At 62.5% G+C, this 19267-nt stretch carries 14 protein-coding genes and 1 pseudogene; 14 read left to right on the top strand and 1 reads right to left on the bottom strand.

Annotated features, from left to right (window positions below):
- Positions 1–18 precede the first annotated feature (18 nt).
- The 6 genes from smc to nadE all read left to right on the top strand — a co-directional run bounded on the left by smc (position 19) and on the right by nadE (position 9643).
- On the top strand, positions 19–3477 hold the full coding sequence (smc, locus tag NKH43_RS17390; protein WP_352859173.1) for a chromosome segregation protein SMC: 3459 nt from the start codon (positions 19–21) through the stop codon (positions 3475–3477).
- 109 nt (positions 3478–3586) lie between these two features.
- On the top strand, positions 3587–4555 hold the full coding sequence (locus tag NKH43_RS17385; protein WP_352483699.1) for an NAD-dependent epimerase/dehydratase family protein: 969 nt from the start codon (positions 3587–3589) through the stop codon (positions 4553–4555).
- Positions 4556–4848: 293 nt separating this feature from the next.
- On the top strand, positions 4849–6786 hold the full coding sequence (gene asnB / locus NKH43_RS17380) for an asparagine synthase (glutamine-hydrolyzing) (protein WP_352859171.1): 1938 nt from the start codon (positions 4849–4851) through the stop codon (positions 6784–6786).
- A 19-nt stretch (positions 6787–6805) separates the two neighbouring features.
- On the top strand, positions 6806–7069 hold the full coding sequence (locus NKH43_RS17375; RefSeq protein ID WP_156948004.1) for an acyl carrier protein: 264 nt from the start codon (positions 6806–6808) through the stop codon (positions 7067–7069).
- A gap of 22 nt (positions 7070–7091) precedes the next feature.
- Positions 7092–8639 carry a class I adenylate-forming enzyme family protein gene (locus tag NKH43_RS17370; RefSeq protein WP_352483697.1) on the top strand — a complete coding sequence of 516 codons (1548 nt, stop codon included), beginning with the start codon at positions 7092–7094 and terminating at the stop codon, positions 8637–8639.
- Positions 8636–9643 (top strand): NAD(+) synthase, encoded by a 1008-nt coding sequence (nadE, locus tag NKH43_RS17365; RefSeq protein WP_352483696.1) that lies wholly within the window; start codon positions 8636–8638, stop codon positions 9641–9643. The genes NKH43_RS17370 and nadE overlap by 4 nt, the downstream gene beginning before the upstream one ends.
- A 54-nt stretch (positions 9644–9697) precedes the next feature.
- On the opposite strand, the gene NKH43_RS17360 is transcribed toward nadE, so the two are convergent.
- Positions 9698–10813: a hypothetical protein gene (locus NKH43_RS17360; RefSeq protein ID WP_352859169.1), complete on the bottom strand. Its 1116-nt coding sequence runs from the start codon at positions 10811–10813 to the stop codon at positions 9698–9700.
- Between the two features lie 517 nt (positions 10814–11330).
- Here NKH43_RS17360 and NKH43_RS17355 point away from each other — a divergent pair.
- The 8 genes and pseudogenes from NKH43_RS17355 (at position 11331) to NKH43_RS17320 (ending at position 19257) form a co-directional block, all read left to right on the top strand.
- Entirely contained in the window at positions 11331–11801 is a 471-nt protein-coding gene (locus NKH43_RS17355; RefSeq protein ID WP_352859168.1) for a transporter substrate-binding protein, read from the top strand.
- Positions 11693–12451, top strand: a complete 759-nt coding sequence (locus NKH43_RS17350) for a transporter substrate-binding protein (RefSeq protein ID WP_352859201.1) — start codon at positions 11693–11695, stop codon at positions 12449–12451. The genes NKH43_RS17355 and NKH43_RS17350 overlap by 109 nt, the downstream gene beginning before the upstream one ends.
- Positions 12448–13045: pseudogene (locus NKH43_RS17345) on the top strand (ANTAR domain-containing response regulator). The gene NKH43_RS17350 and the pseudogene NKH43_RS17345 overlap by 4 nt, the downstream one beginning before the upstream one ends.
- Before the next feature lie 19 nt (positions 13046–13064).
- The gene (locus tag NKH43_RS17340; RefSeq protein WP_352589251.1) at positions 13065–13931 is read left to right on the top strand and encodes an ABC transporter permease; all 867 of its coding nucleotides are present in this window, start codon (positions 13065–13067) and stop codon (positions 13929–13931) included.
- Positions 13928–14848 carry an ABC transporter permease gene (locus NKH43_RS17335; RefSeq protein WP_352547582.1) on the top strand — a complete coding sequence of 307 codons (921 nt, stop codon included), beginning with the start codon at positions 13928–13930 and terminating at the stop codon, positions 14846–14848. Before NKH43_RS17340 ends, NKH43_RS17335 begins: the two co-directional genes overlap by 4 nt.
- Before the next feature lie 32 nt (positions 14849–14880).
- On the top strand, positions 14881–16530 hold the full coding sequence (locus tag NKH43_RS17330; RefSeq protein ID WP_352859167.1) for an ABC transporter substrate-binding protein: 1650 nt from the start codon (positions 14881–14883) through the stop codon (positions 16528–16530).
- Positions 16520–17464: an acetamidase/formamidase family protein gene (locus NKH43_RS17325; protein ID WP_023716959.1), complete on the top strand. Its 945-nt coding sequence runs from the start codon at positions 16520–16522 to the stop codon at positions 17462–17464. The genes NKH43_RS17330 and NKH43_RS17325 overlap by 11 nt, the downstream gene beginning before the upstream one ends.
- Positions 17461–19257, top strand: coding sequence for an ABC transporter ATP-binding protein (locus NKH43_RS17320; RefSeq protein WP_352859165.1), 1797 nt, complete (start codon positions 17461–17463; stop codon positions 19255–19257). Before NKH43_RS17325 ends, NKH43_RS17320 begins: the two co-directional genes overlap by 4 nt.
- The last annotated feature ends 10 nt before the right edge of the window (positions 19258–19267 follow it).

The following is a 19267-nucleotide window of genomic DNA, read 5'->3' as shown; positions in this document are numbered from 1 at the left end:
GGCTATGGGCCGGCGCGAATGAAGTTCTCGCGCCTTCGCCTCCTCGGCTTCAAATCCTTCGTCGAACCCGGCGAGTTCGTCATCGAACGCGGCCTGACCGGCATCGTCGGGCCGAACGGCTGCGGCAAGTCGAACCTGGTCGAGGCGCTACGCTGGGTTATGGGCGAAAGCTCTTACAAGAACATGCGTGCGTCCGGCATGGACGATGTCATCTTTTCCGGCTCGGGAACGCGTCCGGCCCGCAACACCGCCGAAGTCACGCTGTTCCTCGACAATAGCGACCGGACTGCGCCGTCTGCCTTCAACGACGCCGATGAGTTGCAGGTCTCGCGCCGCATCGAGCGCGAGGCCGGCTCGCTCTACCGCATCAATGGCAAGGAAGCCCGCGCCAAGGATGTCCAGCTGCTGTTCGCCGACCAGTCGACCGGCGCCCGCTCGCCCTCGATGGTTGGCCAGGGCCGCATCGGCGAGCTGATCCAGGCAAAGCCGCAGGCGCGCCGCGCACTGCTGGAAGAGGCGGCCGGCATTTCCGGCCTGCACACACGGCGCCACGAAGCCGAGCTGCGGCTGAAGGCGGCCGAACAGAACCTCGAACGGCTGGACGACGTCGTCGGCGAGCTGGAAAGCCAGATCGAAAGCCTGAAACGCCAGGCCCGCCAGGCCTCGCGCTTCAAGAACCTGTCGGCCGACATCCGCAAGGCCGAAGCGACGCTGCTGCATCTGCGTTGGACGCTGGCCAAGACGCAGGAAGGCGAAGCGCGTTCGGCGCTGGCGATTGCCACCGCGCTGGTCGGCGACCGTGCTGCCGCCCAGATGGCTGCCGCCAGGGAACAAGGTATCAACGCCCACCGGCTGCCGGACCTGCGCGATGCGGAAGCCGCCGCCGCCGCCGCCTTCCAGCGTCTGTCGATCGCCAAGGCACAGATCGAGGAAGAGGCAGGCCGCATCCGCGCCCGCCAGGCTGAGCTCGACCGCCGACTGCAACAGCTCGATGGCGACCTTGCCCGCGAGGAGCGCATGGTCCGCGACAATGCGGATATCCTCGAACGCCTCGCCGCCGAAGAAGCCGCGCTCAATGTCGAAAACGCCGGCGCCGCCGAGCGCGAGGCCAGCACCCGCGCGGCTTTCGAGCAGGCGGCATCGACGCTTGCTTCGAGCGAGGCCAAGCTGGCCTCGCTGACCGCCGAACGGGCGGAGGCGGCCGCCTCGCGCAACCAGATTGAACGGACGCTGCGCGATACCGCTGAGCGCCGCGACCGCTTTGCCCGCCAGCTTGCTGATGTCGACCGCGAACTGTCGGAGATCGTCTCCAGGGTCGCCGGCCTGCCCGACCCCGCCGAGAAGCGGCTGCTGGTCGAACAGGCGCAGGCGCTGCTCGAAGGGGCCGAACGAGCCGCGATTGCCACGGAACAGGCGGTCGCCGAGGCACGCGCAAGCGAAAGTGCCGCCCGCCCACCGGTTCAGGACGCAAAGGCCGAACTGGCGCGGATCGAAACCGAGGCCCGCACGCTCGCCAAGATCCTGAACGCCGCGAGCGGCGATTTGTTTCCCTCGGTGCTGGAGCAGATCAGCGTCGAGCGTGGCTACGAGACGGCGCTGGGTGCCGCGCTTGGCGAAGATCTCGACGTGCCGCTTGATCGTAGCGCGCCTGTGCATTGGGGCCAGAGCGAAATCCAGCCCGGCGATGTCGCTTTGCCGGAACGCATAAAGAGCCTCGCTAGCGTGGTGCGCGCGCCGGCGCAACTGGCCCGCCGGCTGGCCCAGATCGGCATTGTCGATGCCGCCGACGGAAGAAAGTTGCAGACGCTGCTTGCTCCCGGTCAACGATTGGTCAGCCGCGAAGGCGCGCTCTGGCGTTGGGATGGCTTCACCGCCAGCGCCGATGCGCCGACCGCCGCCGCGCAGCGGCTGGCGCAGAAAAACCGGCTGGCCGAACTCGATGCCGAAGCGGTTCATGCCACGCGCATCCTGCGCGAAGCCGAACAGGCGCTTGCGCAGGCCGAACAGGCGCTTGCCCAGGCGAGCGAGGCCGAACGCAATGCCCGACAGGCCGGGCGCGACGCCCAGCATGGGCTGGATGCTGCCCGCAATACGCTGGCTGAGGCCGAAAAAGCCGGCGGCGAACTGTCGAGCCGGCGTGCAGCACTTGACGAGGCGCGCGCGCGTATCGTCGACAGCCATGAGGAGACGGCGGCGGCATTCGTCGAGGCGGAAATGCTGCTGCAAGACGCTCCCGATCTCGGCGATCTGCAACTGCAGCTCGAGCAGTCGGCGGCCAACGTCGCCCGCCACCGCGCCGCCCTTGCCGATGCGCGTGCCGTTCACGAGGGCCTGAGGCGAGAAGCCGAGGCACGTGCGCGCCGGCTCGACGCGATCGGCGCGGAACGGCGCAATTGGGTGGAGCGCGCCGAAAACGCCTCGACGCAGATCGCGGCACTCGGCGAACGCAAGGCAGAGGCTGAGGCCGAGCGCGAGCAACTGGCCGACGCACCCGACGAGATCGACGGCAAACGGCGCGCCCTGCTGTCGCAACTCGCCGAGGCCGAAAGCCTGCGAAAAGCTGCAGGTGACCGCTTGCAGGAAGCGGAGAACCGGCAGTCCGAGCTGGACAAGGCTGCGACCGCTGCCATTCAGTCGCTCGCCGAAGCGCGCGAAACGCGTGTTCGCGCCGAAGAGCGGCTGACCGCCGCCGACGAGCGTCGGCTGGAAGTCGAGGCGCGCATCCAGGAAACGCTGAACACGCCGCCGCATCTGGTGATCCGCCACACTGGCCTCGAACCCGACAGCCCGATGCCCGAAATGGCCGAGATCGAGCGTCAGCTCGACCGGCTGAAGGTTGAGCGCGAACGGTTGGGCGCCGTCAATTTGCGCGCCGAGGAAGAGCAGAAGGAACTATCGGACCGGCTGGAGACCATCGTCTCCGAGCGCGACGACATCATCGAGGCGATCCGCAAGCTGCGGCAGGCGATCCACAGCCTGAACCGCGAAGGCCGCGAGCGGCTGCTCGCCGCCTTCGCGGTGGTCAACGGCCATTTTCAGCGGCTGTTTTCGCATTTGTTCGGCGGCGGCACCGCCGAGCTGCAACTGATCGAGTCCGACGATCCGCTCGAAGCCGGGCTCGAGATCCTGGCGCGCCCGCCCGGCAAGAAACCGCAGACGATGACGCTGCTGTCCGGCGGTGAGCAGGCATTGACGGCGATGTCGCTGATCTTCGCCGTGTTCCTGACCAACCCGGCGCCGATCTGCGTGCTCGACGAAGTCGACGCCCCGCTCGACGACCACAATGTCGAACGCTTCTGCAATCTGATGGACGAAATGGCCGCAACCACCGAAACGCGCTTCGTCATCATCACACACAACCCGATCACCATGGCGCGCATGGACCGGCTGTTCGGGGTAACCATGGCCGAGCAAGGCGTCAGCCAACTGGTGTCGGTCGACCTGCAGGCTGCCGAAGCCATGCGCGAGGCAAGCTGAAGCATCAGCTTAGTGGTGGTCTCCACCTCGGCTTTCGACTATAGCACGACGAAATGGGCTGGATCTGCCTCTCCAGATACCCGCCCGGCTGTGCGCGTGGAGAAGCTTGTTGCCTATACTTGTCACCGGAGCCGCGGGGTTCATTGGCAGTCATGTTTGCCACCATCTGCTCAACCGGGGAGAAGCGGTCGTCGGCGTCGACAACATGAACGACTATTACGACCTGGCGCTCAAAAAGGGGCGGCTTGCCCGCCTTCTGCCCCGTAAGGATTTTTCGTTCCACCAGATCGATATTGCCGAACAGGGCGCGCTTGCGGCCGCTTTGGCCGGGAAAGGCATCGTCAGGATCGTGCATCTCGCAGCGCAGGCCGGCGTGCGTCACTCACTCGACAATCCACGGCTCTATATCCGTTCCAATGTCATGGGCCACCTCGAAGTGCTCGAATTCTGTCGCGCCGAACCGGCATTCGAGCATCTGGTCTATGCCTCGTCGAGCTCGGTCTATGGTGGCAACCGCAGCGTGCCGTTCAGCGAGGCCGATCAGGTCGACAAGCCCGTCTCGCTTTACGCCGCCACCAAGAAAACCGATGAACTGATGAGCCACACCTACGCCCATCTGTTCGGCATACCGCAGACCGGCCTGCGGTTTTTCACGGTCTATGGTCCCTGGGGCCGCCCCGACATGGCCTATTGGATGTTCAGCAAGGCGATGCTCGAGGGCAATCCGATCCGGGTCTTCAACAATGGCGAAATGTGGCGCGATTTCACCTACATAGACGATGTTGTGAAGGCGGTTGTCGCTGTGCTCGACAAGCCCCCCACGGACGTTCCGCCGAACAGGCTTTACAATGTCGGCAACAACCGGCCGGTGCGGCTGGGCGACTTCATCGACATTCTGGAAAGGCTGCTCGGGGTCAAGGCAATCCGCCACAACGAGCCGATGCAGGCGAGCGACGTCGAGAAGACTTATGCTGACATGACCGCGCTGGAGCGGGATTTCGGCTTTAGGCCTAGCGTTTCGATAGAGGACGGGCTGAAGAAGTTTGTCGATTGGTACCGGCCGTACTCGAAGCAGTAATTTGCACCGCTCGCTGTGACATCTCCTATCTCGATGCGAACCGATATCACTGGCATTCGGCCCAAATCCGCAACTGATCCGGCGCGAAGCTTTGAAGAACCTGGCCCATGGGCTCGTGCGACAGTAGCTCACCATCAAGCGTGACCTGGAGTGGGTACAAGTCGGACTGCAAAAAGCATCATACTGTCCTAACATCCTGTTAACCACATGCTCGCTGAAAAGTATCTGATTAACCTTTGAGGCGCTTATGAACGCTATGTTCTGTGGCTTGCTGTTCAGTATGAGCTGTGTAGATGTGCGGATTCGGGGGCTATTTCGGTTCAGTCCGGGATGCGGAAGCTTTGCTTGCGCGCATGACGTCTGCGATCGCCCATCGCGGGCCGGATGAACAAGGGAAATTCGTAGCGCCCGAAGCTGGACTTGGGCATGCGCGGCTGTCGGTGATCGGGATTGGTGATGGCCAGCAACCGATGTCCGACGAGACCGGCAATTTGACGATTGCGTTCAACGGCGAGATTTTCAATTACGTGGAATTGCGCGAAGGACTGCTGGCCAAGGGCCGACGCTTCCGCACGTCGAGCGACACAGAAGTTCTCCTGCAGCTGTATGACGAGATGGGCGAGGACTGCCTGTCGCTCCTGAACGGTGATTTCGCCTTCACGATATGGGATAATCGGCGTCGGCGGATGGTGCTTGCAAGAGACCGCATGGGTGTTCGGCCGCTGTTCTACACCAGCAGGGACGGGGTGCTCTACTTTGCGTCGGAGATAAAAGCCCTGCTGAAGGTGCCCGGCGTCTCGGCCGAAATCGATCAGATCGCACTCGACCAGATCTTTACGCTGTGGGCGCCGATCGCTCCACGCACGGCTTTCCGCAACATCCACGAGCTGGAGCCGGGAAGCGTGATGATCGCGACACTGGGGCAAGTCACGGTCAAACCATATTGGCACCTAGACTACCCGTATCTCGACGCGCCATCAAAAATTAGCAATGAGGACGATGCGGCCGAAGAACTGCAGGCCCTTTTGACCGACGCGGTGAAGCTTCGCATGCGCGCCGACGTTCCGGTCGGTTCTTACCTTTCGGGCGGGCTCGATTCATCCCTCGTTTCGGCAATCGCGGCCGGCATGACTCCTCTTAAGCTGCAGACATTTTCCGTGACGTTCGACAGCGCCGAGCATGACGAAAGCGCCTTTCAGACCGAAATGGCGTTGGCGCTTGGCACCTATCATCGAACCATCGCCTGCCGTGCCGGCGATATCGCCGGTGTGTTTCCCGAAGTCATCCGCTTTGCCGAACGGCCGATCATCCGCACCGCCCCCGCCCCCCTCTATCAACTGTCCGGCCTCGTTCGCCAGGCCGGTTTGAAAGTGGTGCTGACAGGCGAAGGCGCCGACGAGGTCTTTGCCGGCTATGATGTCTTCAAGGAAGCGCGGGTTCGCCGTTTCTGCGGACGACAGCCGGCATCGCGCAGCAGGCCACAGCTGTTCCGCAAGCTTTATCCCTATCTGCCGGGGCTGCAACAGCAGTCCGTGGAGTACCTGGCTGCGTTCTTCGGCACCGGCAGCGCTGCCCTGGACGATCCGCTGTTCTCGCATCGGCCGCGTTTCAAGACCACATCAGCGGCGAAGATGTTCTTTTCCGGTGACCTGCGCGCGACATTGAAGGGCTATGACGCAGCCGAGGAACTGGCCAGCCGGTTGCCTGAGGCGTTTTCCCGGTGGCATCCGCTGCATCAGGGGCAATATCTCGAAACCCGCTTTCTCCTGCCGGGCTACATCCTCTCGAGCCAGGGCGACCGGATGGCCATGGCGCACGGTATTGAAGGGCGTTTCCCCTTCCTCGATCATCGTTTGGTGGAGTTTGCAGCAAGACTTCCGCCGGAAATGAAGCTGAAGGGACTGGTGGAAAAACACATACTGCGCAAAGTTGCCAAGCACTTGCTCCCGACGGCCATCGGGGAGCGCACCAAACAGCCTTACCGGGCGCCGGAAGCCCGCTCCTTCGTTGGAGCCGGAGAACTGGACTACGTGCGCGACTCGCTCAGCGAGGCGAGCATCGCCGCCGGAGGACTATTCAACGCCAAGGCGGTGGCGAACCTGCACGAGAAATGCCGCTTGCAGCCAGCGTCCGGGTTCCGCGACAATGCTGCCTTCGTCGGCATTTTGTCGACCCAACTGTGGCAGAAGATTTTCACCGGCCAAAAGGTCGGTACAGCACGAGCGGCCTGAGAAATCGAGGGAAGAAAACATCATGGTAACAATCAAGGACAAGGTCAAAACCTTTATCGTCGACAACTTCCTGTTCGGCGACTCGTCCTACGAGCTTGCAGACACGGCATCACTGATCGAGAACGACATCATCGACTCGACGGCCGTGCTGGAACTCGTAGCTTTCATTGAGGATGATTTCGGCATCGCGATGGTCGATACCGACATCGTACCGGCCAATCTGGATTCGATTGACCGTATCTCCGCCTTCATCAAGGCGAAAGCAGAAGCGCTGGCAGCGTAGGCGCAATTGGCGAGGAGCGTCCGTGCGGATCGAACATTTTCTGGCTGCCAAGGCCGCTGCCCATCCAGCCAAAACGGCATTGATCACCGAGCACAAAAGGCTGTGTTACGAAGAGCTGGACGATCTCTCAAGCCGCCTGGCCGCCGCCCTTTTCACGAATGGCGTCAGGCGCGACGACCGCGTCCTGATCTTCATGGACAATTGCTGGGAGGCTGCGGTTTCGATTTTCGCAGTTCTTAAGGCAGGCGCGACTTTCAGTCCGATCAACGCATCTACCAAGGCCGAAAAGCTTGCCTACATCATCGCCGATTGCGACGCAGCTGCGATCCTTACGCAAGCAAAACTGATGCCCTTGGTCGCCGAGGCGTCCGGATCCTCCGGCAAGACCGGCATCTTCGTGGCTTCCACCCTTGGTGCGGATAACCAATGCCCGGCAGGCGCCACATCCCTGGCGGATTGCTTGACGTTCCAAGCCAGGGAGATTGACCACCGCGGCATTGACGTCGATCTTGCGATGTTGATCTACACCTCGGGCTCGACCGGCCGGCCCAAGGGCGTGATGATGACGCACCGCAATTGCGACGCGGCGGCCGACTCAATCACCACCTATCTGCGCAATTCGCCGGACGACATCATCTTGAATGTTCTGCCCTTGGCTTTCGACTACGGGCTCTATCAGTTGCTGATGGCTGTCAGGCTCGGCGCCACGCTCGTGCTCGAGAAGTCCTTCGCTTTTCCCCAGGCGGTCTTTGAACGTATCCGCCAGGAAGGCGTCACCGGTCTTCCGCTCGTGCCCACGATGGCAGCGATGATCCTGCAGATGCGTGACCTGGCGCCGGGCTTCCTGCCCAGCCTTCGCTATATTTCCAACACGGCGGCTGCCTTGCCGCCGGCTCACATAGAACGCCTGCGGTTTCTTTTCCCCGATGTCAGGCTCTATTCGATGTATGGCCTGACGGAATGCAAGCGCTGCACCTATCTGCCACCCGAGGAACTCGACCACCGGCCGGGGTCGGTCGGGATAGCCATTCCGAACACCGAGGCCTTTGTCGTCGACGACTACGGGCAACGAGTGCCGCCGGGCGTAGCAGGTGAGTTGGTCATTCGCGGGCCGCACGTCATGCAGGGTTATTGGCGAAACGAAGCTGCGACGGCACAAGCCCTTCGCCCAGGTCCGAATCCTTGGGAGATGGTTCTCTACACCGGCGATCTGTTCCGGGCCGATGAGGAAGGCTTTCTTTATTTCGTCGGCCGCAAGGACGACATCATAAAGTCGCGGGGGGAGAAAGTCGCGCCCAAGGAAGTGGAAGCCGTGCTTCACGCGCATCCGGGCATCGCGGAAGCAGTGGTTGTCGGTGTGCCGGATCCCGTGCTCGGGCATGCGATCGGTGCACTCATCGTACGGTCCGACCCGGCGCTTAGCGAAAAGGATATCATTCGTCATTGTGCACGCCACCTTGAGGACTTTATGGTCCCCAGGGTCATCGAGTTCCGCCGGGAACTGCCGAAGACCGATACCGGCAAGGTCAGTCGTCGGCTTGCGGCAGAAACCATGGAGGCCGCTCAATGAATGTTCGCCCCGCCAAGGACGCGCGGACCTTTCTGGCGCAGGCTCTGGCGATCGACCTGGCCGCCGAAACGGACCGTGTCGTAACGGCTTTGCGTCAGCAGTTGCGCGGGTTTCGCAAGCGGGGCCTTGTGCTCGGTCTTTCGGGCGGGATCGATTCGAGCGTGTCGGTCGCGTTGGCCGCGCGAGCCGTCGGACCGCGGAATGTGCTTTGCCTGTTCATGCCGGAAAGCGATTCCGATCCCGAAAGTCTGCGGCTCGGCCGCCTCGTCGCCGAAACTTTTGGCGTCGAGGCTATCGTAGAGGATATCGGGCCGACCCTGAGCGCGATGGGCTGCTACCAGCGTCGCGACGCCTTTATCCGCGAATTGGTCCCGGAATACGCCGAAGGCTGGGCCTCGAAGATCGTGATCGCGAACGCCCTCGAGGGCAAGGGCTACAATATCTCATCCCTGGTGGTGCAGGATCCGGAAGGCAAGCAGACGAAACTGAGAATGCCGTTGCCTGTCTATCTTGGTATCGTCGCCGCCACCAACATGAAACAGCGCACCCGCAAGCAGATCGAATACTATCACGCCGACCGCTTGAACTTCGCCGTCCTTGGAACGCCGAACCGGCTGGAATACGATCAGGGTTTCTTCGTGAAGAACGGTGACGGCGCAGCGGACGTCAAGCCGATCGCGCACCTCTATAAAACGCAGGTCTATGCGCTGGCGGCCCATCTCGGTGTTCCGGAGGAAATCCGGAACCGGCCGCCGACCACCGATACCTACTCGCTGGCGCAGACCCAGGAGGAGTTCTACTTCTCGCTTCCTTATGACCGTATGGATATTTGCCTTTACGGCCTCAACAACGGCGTGGCGGCTGAGCTGGTGGGGCAGGCGGCGGGGTTGGCCGCCTCACAAGTGGAACGCGTCTGGGCCGATATCATCGCCAAACGCAAGGCGACGCGTTATCTGCACCAGCGTCCGCAACTCGTTGATGAAGTCGAGGAAATCGGCACCTGAACCGCCTCGAAACCGGGCCACGGATGGACGGTTCGATTTGAACGTGTCCCGACTCTAGCTGAAACGGCTCCCGATCAGCCGGCTCCACTGCTCGCCCGCAAGACCGTTCAGGAAGACTTGCGAGTTCTTCATGGCGTCCAACAGCTCTGGATCACGTGAATGCACCACCGTTGAGGCAACGGTCAGGAAAGCGATGCGTCGTCCAAGCATCGCCTCCAGAAGTGCAGGTTGAACACGTCCGCGCAGGCCGCTGACGCCGCGCGCGGCGGCATGATCGATAAGGCAGTCTATCACCGAGCCCGCCTGGCCGGGGAGGGCGAGGATCTGCAGCACGCGACCAATTTGATACTTCCGTGCGTAATAGGCGAAAGCGCCGACATTGTTGCCGACTGGCGATGTCACGCAACCGAAGACAAGCTCGCCTAAATCCGGCTTCTGTGCCGCATCGGTCAGGATGTGGTCGAGTTGGCCTTCCGTCCAATCCGGGCGCAGGGCGAATTGAGCGGTAAACGGCTCGATGAGCTTGGCAAATGTGTGGCTGTCGATTTCGGATATCCGAAATGCTCCGTGGCCTGCCCCTTCCACCGCCACACCTGACCAGCGTCGTTCGCTGGGCGTCATCCTCCTGCAATAAAATCGGTCGACGGCACGCGTCAACGGATTGAGCATTCGGGCAAGCGTCAGGCGATTGGCGGAAAGGCTGAGCATGAAGGCCGCGGGGCGCATCACGCGGACCCAGTCAAGGCTGTATTGCGGCAGGACCGCGCCGCGCAGCCGGGTCCACAATTTCACGGAGATATCGTTGGCCGTCTCGCTGAAGGAGATGTCCTGCGGACCATCAAGGTATGCTTTCAGCAAGCGGGCGCCGGCCAGCGGATCGTGCTCATGGTCCTCGACCATGAGCGAGCTACAGATGGCGGCGCGTAGTTGTCGGCCGTTGAACGTCATCGGCAGCACGTGGACACCGACAAATCCGGAGACGCGACCGGCGTCGTTGACATGGACAAGCGACCGGAGGTCGCCGCCGCAACCGGGCGCATCCAGATAAAACCGTCTCATGTATTCGACGAGAGAGGCCGGCGCTTTCGTCCCTTCCTTCAGCAGCACGCGCTGAAACATGTCCGCGACTGCCGGGAGGTCGGCGCCTTGCAAGGCGCGAATGATGCTCAAGCCCGGCTCCCGGCACCGAAGTCCCGTCCGCCGAGCTTCCGGGCCAAGGCGACACGAGGCACGAGAACATCGGACGCGAGTTCCAACTCGACGCCCATGAAGCCGTGCAACCTCGACCAGTTGCGGTCGCCCCGGTGACTGAACGGAGTGCTGAATTGCTGCGGCAAGGTGGACCCTTTGCTTGACCGACGAAAACCGGCGTCATTGCTGCTAGCAGATTCAGGTAAACCGATATTAAAGTCGTTGCTTTGAATGGTAGCGAACCAGGTTGTCCGGCCTCATACCTGGACATCAGTAATTTTGGTTCCCGGCGGACTCTACACGACCAGCGGCATGAGTTGCGTGCTCCGCGTCGAACCGTTTCGGCTGGCCAAAGTTTCGTGTGGCGGCTCTTGACTGGGGGCGCGGGCGTAATACGGTGAGACAAATACCGGCTCTGGCCGCCGGGCGGCAAGAATGCCTCGTATGCCTCGCCTTGCGGCGGTGGCTGCGGGGCATTGTCATTTTGAGGCTTTGCTTGAAACGGCATATCGAGATCGGCATTCTCTATTCGCGGTCCGGCAACTACCGGCTGGTGTCCGAATCCTGCCGTGCGGGCGCGATGAACGCCATCGCCGACGTCAACGCCGATCCCGTTGTCCCCTTCGAATTCATCCCGGTCGAGCGCGACCCGCAGGGCAACATCGATCGGTATGCAAGCGGCTGCGCGGACATTCTCGCCAACAGCGGCGCGCGTCACATCATTGGCTGCGTCACCTCGTGGAGCCGCAAGGAGGTCATTCCAATCCTGGAAAGGGCAGGCGGCACGCTGTGGTATGCCTGCCCGTACGAGGGCTCAATGAGCATGTCGTCTACACCCACGCCTGCCCCAATCAGCATCTGGTACCGCTACTTGCCTATGTCGTGCCTCGTTTCGGCGCCGACGGCTTCCTGCTCGGTTCCAACTACATCTGGGGTTGGGAGACCAACCGTGTGGCGCGCGACCTGATTGCGGACGCCGGCGGCAAGGTGCTGGGCGAACGCTATCTGCCGCTTGGCGAGGTCGATGTTGCGAGGCTGATCGCGGAGGTACAGGCGACGAGACCTGATTTCATTCTGAACAATCTCATCGGCCCTTCTTCCTATGCGTTTATCGCCGCCTATGCCGAGCTTGGCCGGCGCGACCCGCATTTCAGGCCGGAGCGTTGCCCGATCCTGTCCTGCAATCTCACGGAATGCGAATTGCCGGCGCTCAACGGGGCAGGGGATGGTCATCTTTCCGTTGGGCCCTATTTTCACGACACCTCGGGGGCGGATCGCGGAGCGGCTTCAGTGTCTTCCGTCATGCCTGCCTCATCCTTCGAGGCGGCGGCTTATGCCTCGGTGCGCACGCTCGCCGAGATCCTCACCCGCAACCCCGGTGCACAATGGACGGACCTGCCCAAGGTCTTTGCCGGAACATCATTTCGAACACCGCTGGGCGACATCGCCATCGATCCGCAAACCCAGCACGCTACCTTGCCGGTGCAGATCGGACGTATCGATGGGACATCGTTCAAAACGGTCACGCTGACGAAGGGCGTGGCACCCGATCCCTACCTTTCCCGCTATGACCGGACGGAGACGTTCGGGCGGCCACGCCTGCGGGTGGTGTCGTGAGCAAGATGGCGCGTATCCCGAACCTTGGAGGCGCCAGGGCTTTTGTCCTGCATCGTCCACATCCGACCGTGCAGGCGATCACAAGGCAATTGTCGGCCATCGGCCTTGAGGCGATTGGCTTCTGGCCGGAACTGCCGGCCGAAGCCTTGGCGGCGGACTTCGTTTTCTTCGACGTAGACCTCGGCTTTGACGAGCAATTTCCGTGGAAGCCGGGCGAGGCACCGATGCCGCTGATAGCGCTGATCGGCTCCGCCGGGGCGTGTCGAATGGGCACTGTCGCACAAGGCCGATGCCCAATTGCTGAAACCGGTCGGCAACGCCGGCGTCTATAGCGCGCTTTTGATCGCAAGGCAGAGTTTCGAGGCGCGCAAGCTTCTGGCCAGCGAGATCGCCTCGCTTCGTCAGCGGGTCGCGGAGCGCCAGACCATCGTACGCGCGGTGGAGGTCTTGTCGAAGGGCGCCGAGGACGGCCGTGCCTATGCGCAGCTTCGCTCGCTGGCGATGAGCTGGCAAATCAGCGTCGAGGACGCCGCGCGCAGGATCGTGGCGATGACACAAGAAGAAGGCGACGATGACCAATCCGATCGCGCCTGAGCTTTCAGCCGCGGGGCGTATGCCAGCCAAGCCTCGCGCCGGCGTCTGGCGACGTCTGCTAAAACGGCCTCTCGCATTGCTCGGCCTCGGGATTATTGCCCTTGTCTTGGCCGGCGCCATTCTTGCACCGTGGCTGACAGGCTACGATCCGAACGAGCAGATGTTTGACGGGCTCACGCTTGAAGGCGCGCCACTGCCGCCGGGAGCCCAATTCTGGCTAGGCACCGACCTGCTTGGCCGCGACCTGCTGACCCGTCTTCTCTTCGGCGCGCGCACGTCGCTGATCATCGGCATCGTCGCCAATGGCGTGGCGCTTCTGATCGGCACGCTGGTCGGCATCACGGCCGGCTATTTCCGCGGCTGGATCGGCAGCGCGCTTATGCGCTTCACCGATTTGATGATGGCTTTCCCGGCGCTGCTGCTCGCCATCTGCCTGGCGGCGGTGCTCCAGCCGAGCCTGTGGATCGTCGCTATGGTGATCGCATTGGTGAACTGGGTGCAGACCGCCCGCGTCATCTACACCGAGACAAGTTCGCTCTCCGAGCGCGAGTTCATCGATGCTGAGCGCACCATCGGCGCAAGCGCTCCACGCATCCTGTTTCGTCATATCCTGCCGCACCTTTTGCCGACGATCATCGTCTGGGGCACGCTCGGCATCTCGACCACGGTGCTTCTGGAAGCGACGCTCAGCTATCTCGGCATCGGCGTGCAACCGCCGACTGCTTCCTGGGGCAACATCATCTTCGAAAACCAAACCTATTTTCAGGCAGCGCCCTGGCTGGTTTTCTTTCCGGGTGCGGCGATCCTGGCGCTAGCGCTAGCCTTTAACCTAGTCGGCGATGCGTTGCGCGACATTCTCGATCCGACGCAAAGGGGGCGAAGATGATCGCCTATCTCGGCCGCCGCGTTGTCCAGTCCGTGCTCATCTTGCTCGGCGTCTCTCTGATCACCTTTGCGCTGCTCTATCTGCTGCCCGCCGATCCCGTCCGCCAGATCGCCGGCCGCAGCGCCACGCCCGAGACGGTCGAGAACATCCGCCGGCAGCTCGGCCTCGACCAGCCCTTTGTCGTCCAGTATTGGCACTATCTGATCAGCCTGCTCAGCGGCGATCTGGGGCGCTCCTACATTCAGCGCTCGGAGGTCACGGAGCTGATCGTCTCGCGGCTGCCGGCAAGCCTGCTGCTGATGGTCGGCGCCATTACTTGCGAAGTCGTGATCGGGCTTACGATGGGCCTCATCGCCGCCGTCAAGCGCGGCACCGCCACCGACCAGTCGCTGATGGTCGCCTCCTTCGTCGGCGTCTCGGCGCCGCAATTCGTTGTCGGCCTGCTGCTGCTTTATGTGTTCGCGGTGCGGCTCGGTTGGTTCCCGATCGGCGGTTACGGCACTTGGCGCCATCTGGTGCTGCCGTCGCTGACCATGGGAATTCTCGGCGCAGGCTGGTACGCCCGCATGATGCGCTCGTCGATGATCGACGTGCTGCGCCAGGATTACGTGCGTACCGCGCGTGCCAAGGGTCTTGCACGCAGCGCCATTATCTTCCGGCACGCGCTGCCCAACGCCATCCTGCCGGTCATTGCCATGATCGGCATCGACATCGGCATCTTCATGGGCGGCATCGTGGTTGTCGAAAGCGTGTTCGGCTGGCCAGGCATCGGCCAGCTAGCCTGGCAGGCCATTCAGCGCATCGACATTCCGATCATCATGGGGGTCACCCTGGTTTCGGCCTTTGCCATCGTGCTCGGCAATCTCCTGGCCGACACTGTCGCACCGTTCATCGATCCACGCATCAAGCTCAGATGAAAACCAAGAACACCAGAGAAAGGGAACATGACATGAGAAAATATCTGATATCGACCGTGGCGGCATCGGCGCTTGCGCTGGTGCTTGGCATGACGAGCGTACGCGCCGAAGACGCCGTCGATCCGAATGCCAAGCAGGGCGGCGCGATCACCATTACCTACAAGGACGACGTCGCTACGCTCGATCCGGCCATCGGCTATGACTGGCAGAACTGGTCGATGATCAAGAGCCTGTTCGACGGGCTGATGGACTACGAGCCGGGCACCACCAACCTGCGGCCCGACCTTGCCGAGAGCTACGAGATTGCGCCCGACGGCAAGACCTTCACCTTCAAGCTGCGCCAAGGAGTGAAGTTCCACAATGGCCGTGAGATGACCGCCGACGACGTGAAATATTCGCTCGACCGGGTCACCAATCCAAAGACACAGAGCCCTGGTGCCGGCTTCTTCGGGTCGATCAAAGGCTATGACGATGTCGCTGCCGGCAAGGCGGAAAGCCTGGCCGGCATAACCGTCGTCGATCCCTACACGATCAAGTTCGAGCTGACCCGGCCCGACGCCACCTTCCTGCATGTCATGGCGATCAACTTCTCGCATATCGTGCCGAAGGAAGAGGTCGAAAAATACGGCGCGGACTTCGGCAAACATCCGGTCGGCACCGGCGCCTTCAAGCTCGCGGAATGGACGCTCGGCCAGCGCGTGGTCTTCGAGCGTAACCCGGATTACTGGCACAAGGGCCTGCCGCATCTCGACAAGATCACCTTTGAGATCGGTCAGGAGCCGATCGTGGCGCTGCTGCGGCTCCAGAAAGGCGAGATCGACGTTCCCGGCGACGGCATTCCGCCGGCGAAATTCCAGGAGGTGATGGCCGATCCCGAGCAGAAGGCCCGTGTCGTCGAGGGCGGCCAGTTGCACACCGGCTATATCACCATGAATACCACCATGGCGCCGTTCGACAATGTGAAGGTGCGGCAGGCGGTCAACATGGCGATCAACAAGGACCGCATCGTCCAACTGATCAACAACCGTGCGGTGCCGGCCAATCAGCCATTGCCGCCGTCGATGCCTGGCTACGACAAAGAATTCAAGGGCTATTCCTATGACGTAGCCAAGGCCAAGGCCAAGGCCTTGCTTGCCGAGGCGGGGCATCCCGGTGGTTTTGACACGCAGCTGTTTGCCATGAATACCGATCCCAACCCGCGTATCGCGCAGGCCATCCAGCAGGATCTGGCGGCGGTCGGCATTAAGGCCAGCATCCAGTCGCTCGCCCAGGCCAACGTCATCGCCGCCGGCGGCGACAAGGCCGGTGCGCCGATGATCTGGTCCGGCGGCATGGCCTGGATCGCCGACTTCCCCGATCCGTCGAACTTCTACGGCCCGATCCTTGGCTGCGCTGGTGCCGTCCCGGGCGGCTGGAACTGGTCGTGGTATTGCAACAAGGAGCTCGACGCCAAGGCGGCCGAAGCCGACTCCATCGTCGACCCGGCCAAGGCTGGCGAACGCGCCAAGATGTGGAGCGAGATCTACGGCAAGATCATGGAAGACGCGCCCTGGGCACCGGTGTTCAACGAGCAGCGTTTCACCATGAAATCAACCCGCATGGGTGGCGCGGACAACCTCTATGTCGACCCGGTCCACATCCCGATCAACTACGACAATGTGTATGTGACCGATGTGCAATAACTGCGACTACACCATCCACGGGCGCCACCATCATTTCGGCTGGGACAATTCCTTTGTCCCGGCCGAACGGGTGGCGCCAGGGTCGACGATCGAGTTCCAGTGCCTGGACTCGTCCGGCGGGCAGCTGACGATGGAGAGCACCGTTGACGACGTTGCTTTGCTCGATTTTGCCAAGGTGAACCCTGTCACTGGGCCAATCTATGTCGACGGGGCAGAGCCGGGCGATGCCCTGAAAATCACCATCGAGGCGTTCAAGCCGTCCGGCTTCGGTTGGACAGCGAATATCCCGGGATTCGGTCTGTTGGCGGATGACTTCACTCAACCGGCACTGAATATCTGGAAGTACGACGCCGCCTCGCTCGAACCCGCGCTGTTCGGCAAGAGCGGCCGGGTGCCGCTCAAGCCCTTCGCCGGCACCATCGGCAATGCCCCGGCTGAGCCGGGTCTGCATTCGGTGGTCCCGCCGCGGCGCGTGGGCGGCAATATGGACATCCGTGATCTCGCTGCCGGCACGGTGCTCTACCTGCCCGTAGAGGTCGCGGGAGCGTTGTTCTCGGTCGGTGACACGCACGCCGCGCAAGGCGACGGCGAGGTCTGCGGCACGGCGATCGAGAGCCCCATGGACGCCGTGCTGACGCTCGATCTGGTCAAGGATGCCCGGCTGCGGACGCCGCGTTTCACGACGCCCGGTCCGGTGTCGCGACATCTCGACGCCAAGGGCTATGAGGTGACAACCGGTATCGGGCCGGATCTGATGGACGGCGCCAGGAGCGCCGTCTCGCAGATGATCGACCTGCTCTCCGGCCGCTACCGCATGGATCCGGTAGACGCCTATATGCTCGTGTCGGTTTGCGGCGACCTGCGCATCAGCGAGATCGTCGACATGCCCAACTGGGTGGTTTCTTTCTACTTCCCCCGCTGCGTCTTTGAATGAAGGTGGAGGACATCAAACGATCCGGGCAGGGCGCCGCGGAGAGTGGCTCTGTCAGGCCGGTACTCAGCGTCTCAGGTCTGAGCGTCGCCGTGCGCGGCGAAGAGGGCGACCGCGACGTCGTTTCCGACCTGACATTCGACCTGATGCGCGGCGAAACGCTTTGCATCGCCGGCGAGTCCGGTTCCGGCAAGTCGATGACGGCGCTGGCCATCATGGGCTTGCTGCCGCAGCCGGCGGCACGCATCAGATCAGGCTCCATCCGGCTCGGCGATCAGGATCTCGCGGCTCTTAGCGAGAGTGGTATGCGCCGCATCCGCGGCGACCGCATTGCCATGATCTTTCAGGAACCGATGACATCGCTCAATCCGGTTCTTTCCATCGGCCGGCAGCTCACGGAGGCGATCGAGGCACACGCCTCGCTGTCGCGCTCCAACTCGCGGCTGAGGGCGCTCGAGGCGCTGAAGGCAGTCCGAATTCCGGATGCCGAACGGCGGCTCGAGCACTATCCGCACGAACTCTCAGGCGGCATGCGCCAGCGTGTGATGATTGCCATGGCTCTGGCCCTGAACCCGGATGTGCTGATCGCCGATGAACCGACGACCGCCCTCGACGTCACCGTTCAGGGCGAGGTGCTGGAGTTGCTGCGTGACCTGCAGCGCGAGCACGGCACCAGCGTTATCCTGATCACGCACGACATGGGTGTCGTCGCCGAGATGGCGGACCGCGTTATCATCATGCGCGATGGCCGGATGGTCGAGCAGGGCAGCGCGACCGACATCTTCACCCGCCCGCAGGCAGATTATACGCGCGAGCTTCTGGCCGCCGTGCCACGCATCGGCGGTGGACGGCCGGCCGAAGACCGACAAGACGCCGCCCACATGCCGGCCGAGCTTGTATCCGTCAGCGATCTTCACGTCCGCTTCGACCTGCGCGGCGGCTTCTTCGGTCGCGTTGACCGCAGGGTGCACGCGGTCGAGGGCGTCAGTTTCTCGATCGCGCCGCACGAAACGCTGTCGCTGGTCGGCGAATCGGGCTGCGGCAAGTCGACGACGGCCAAGGCGATCGCCGGGCTGGTGCCCTACACCGGCAGCATTTCAATCGGCAGCCACGACTTGTCGGCGCTCAGCCGCAAGGAGCGCAAGGCTGTACGCCGCAATGTGCAGATGATCTTTCAGGATCCCTTCGCGTCCCTCGACCCGCGCATGCGAGTAGGCGATCTCGTCGCCGAGCCTCTGCTGATCCACGGCCTCGGCGACAAAGAGCAACGGCACGCCCAGATCGCCGCACTGTTCGAACGCGTCGGCCTCTCCGCTGACCAGATGGAGCGCTATCCCCACGAATTCTCCGGCGGGCAGCGCCAGCGAATCTGCGTTGCACGGGCGCTGGCGCTGCGACCAAAGCTGATCATTGCCGACGAGAGCGTCTCTGCTCTCGATGTGTCGGTGCAGGCGCGCGTGTTAAGATTGCTGAAGGAACTGCAGCGCGAATTCGGTGTCGCATATCTCTTCATCTCGCACGACATGGCGGTGGTAGAGAACATCTCCGATCGCGTGGCGGTAATGTATCTGGGGCAGATCGTCGAGATGGGCACCCGCGACCAGATCTTCTCCAACCCGCGCCATCCTTACACAAAGCGGCTGATCGAAGCCGTTCCGGTTCCCGATCCAGGCCGGCGCCGCGCCCGGTTCGCCCGTTTGGACAGCGAAATTCCAAGCGCTGTGCGGCGCATCGGTGACGAGCCCCGGAAACTCAAGCTTGAAGATGTTGGCGACGGCCACCTCGTCGCCACTTGATCAGCTTAGG

This window comes from Mesorhizobium sp. M1163 (assembly GCF_040318415.1).
Classification (GTDB): domain Bacteria; phylum Pseudomonadota; class Alphaproteobacteria; order Rhizobiales; family Rhizobiaceae; genus Mesorhizobium.
The sequence above is the reverse complement of the archived record's forward strand: the minus strand, read 5'-3'. Positions and strand labels throughout refer to the sequence as shown.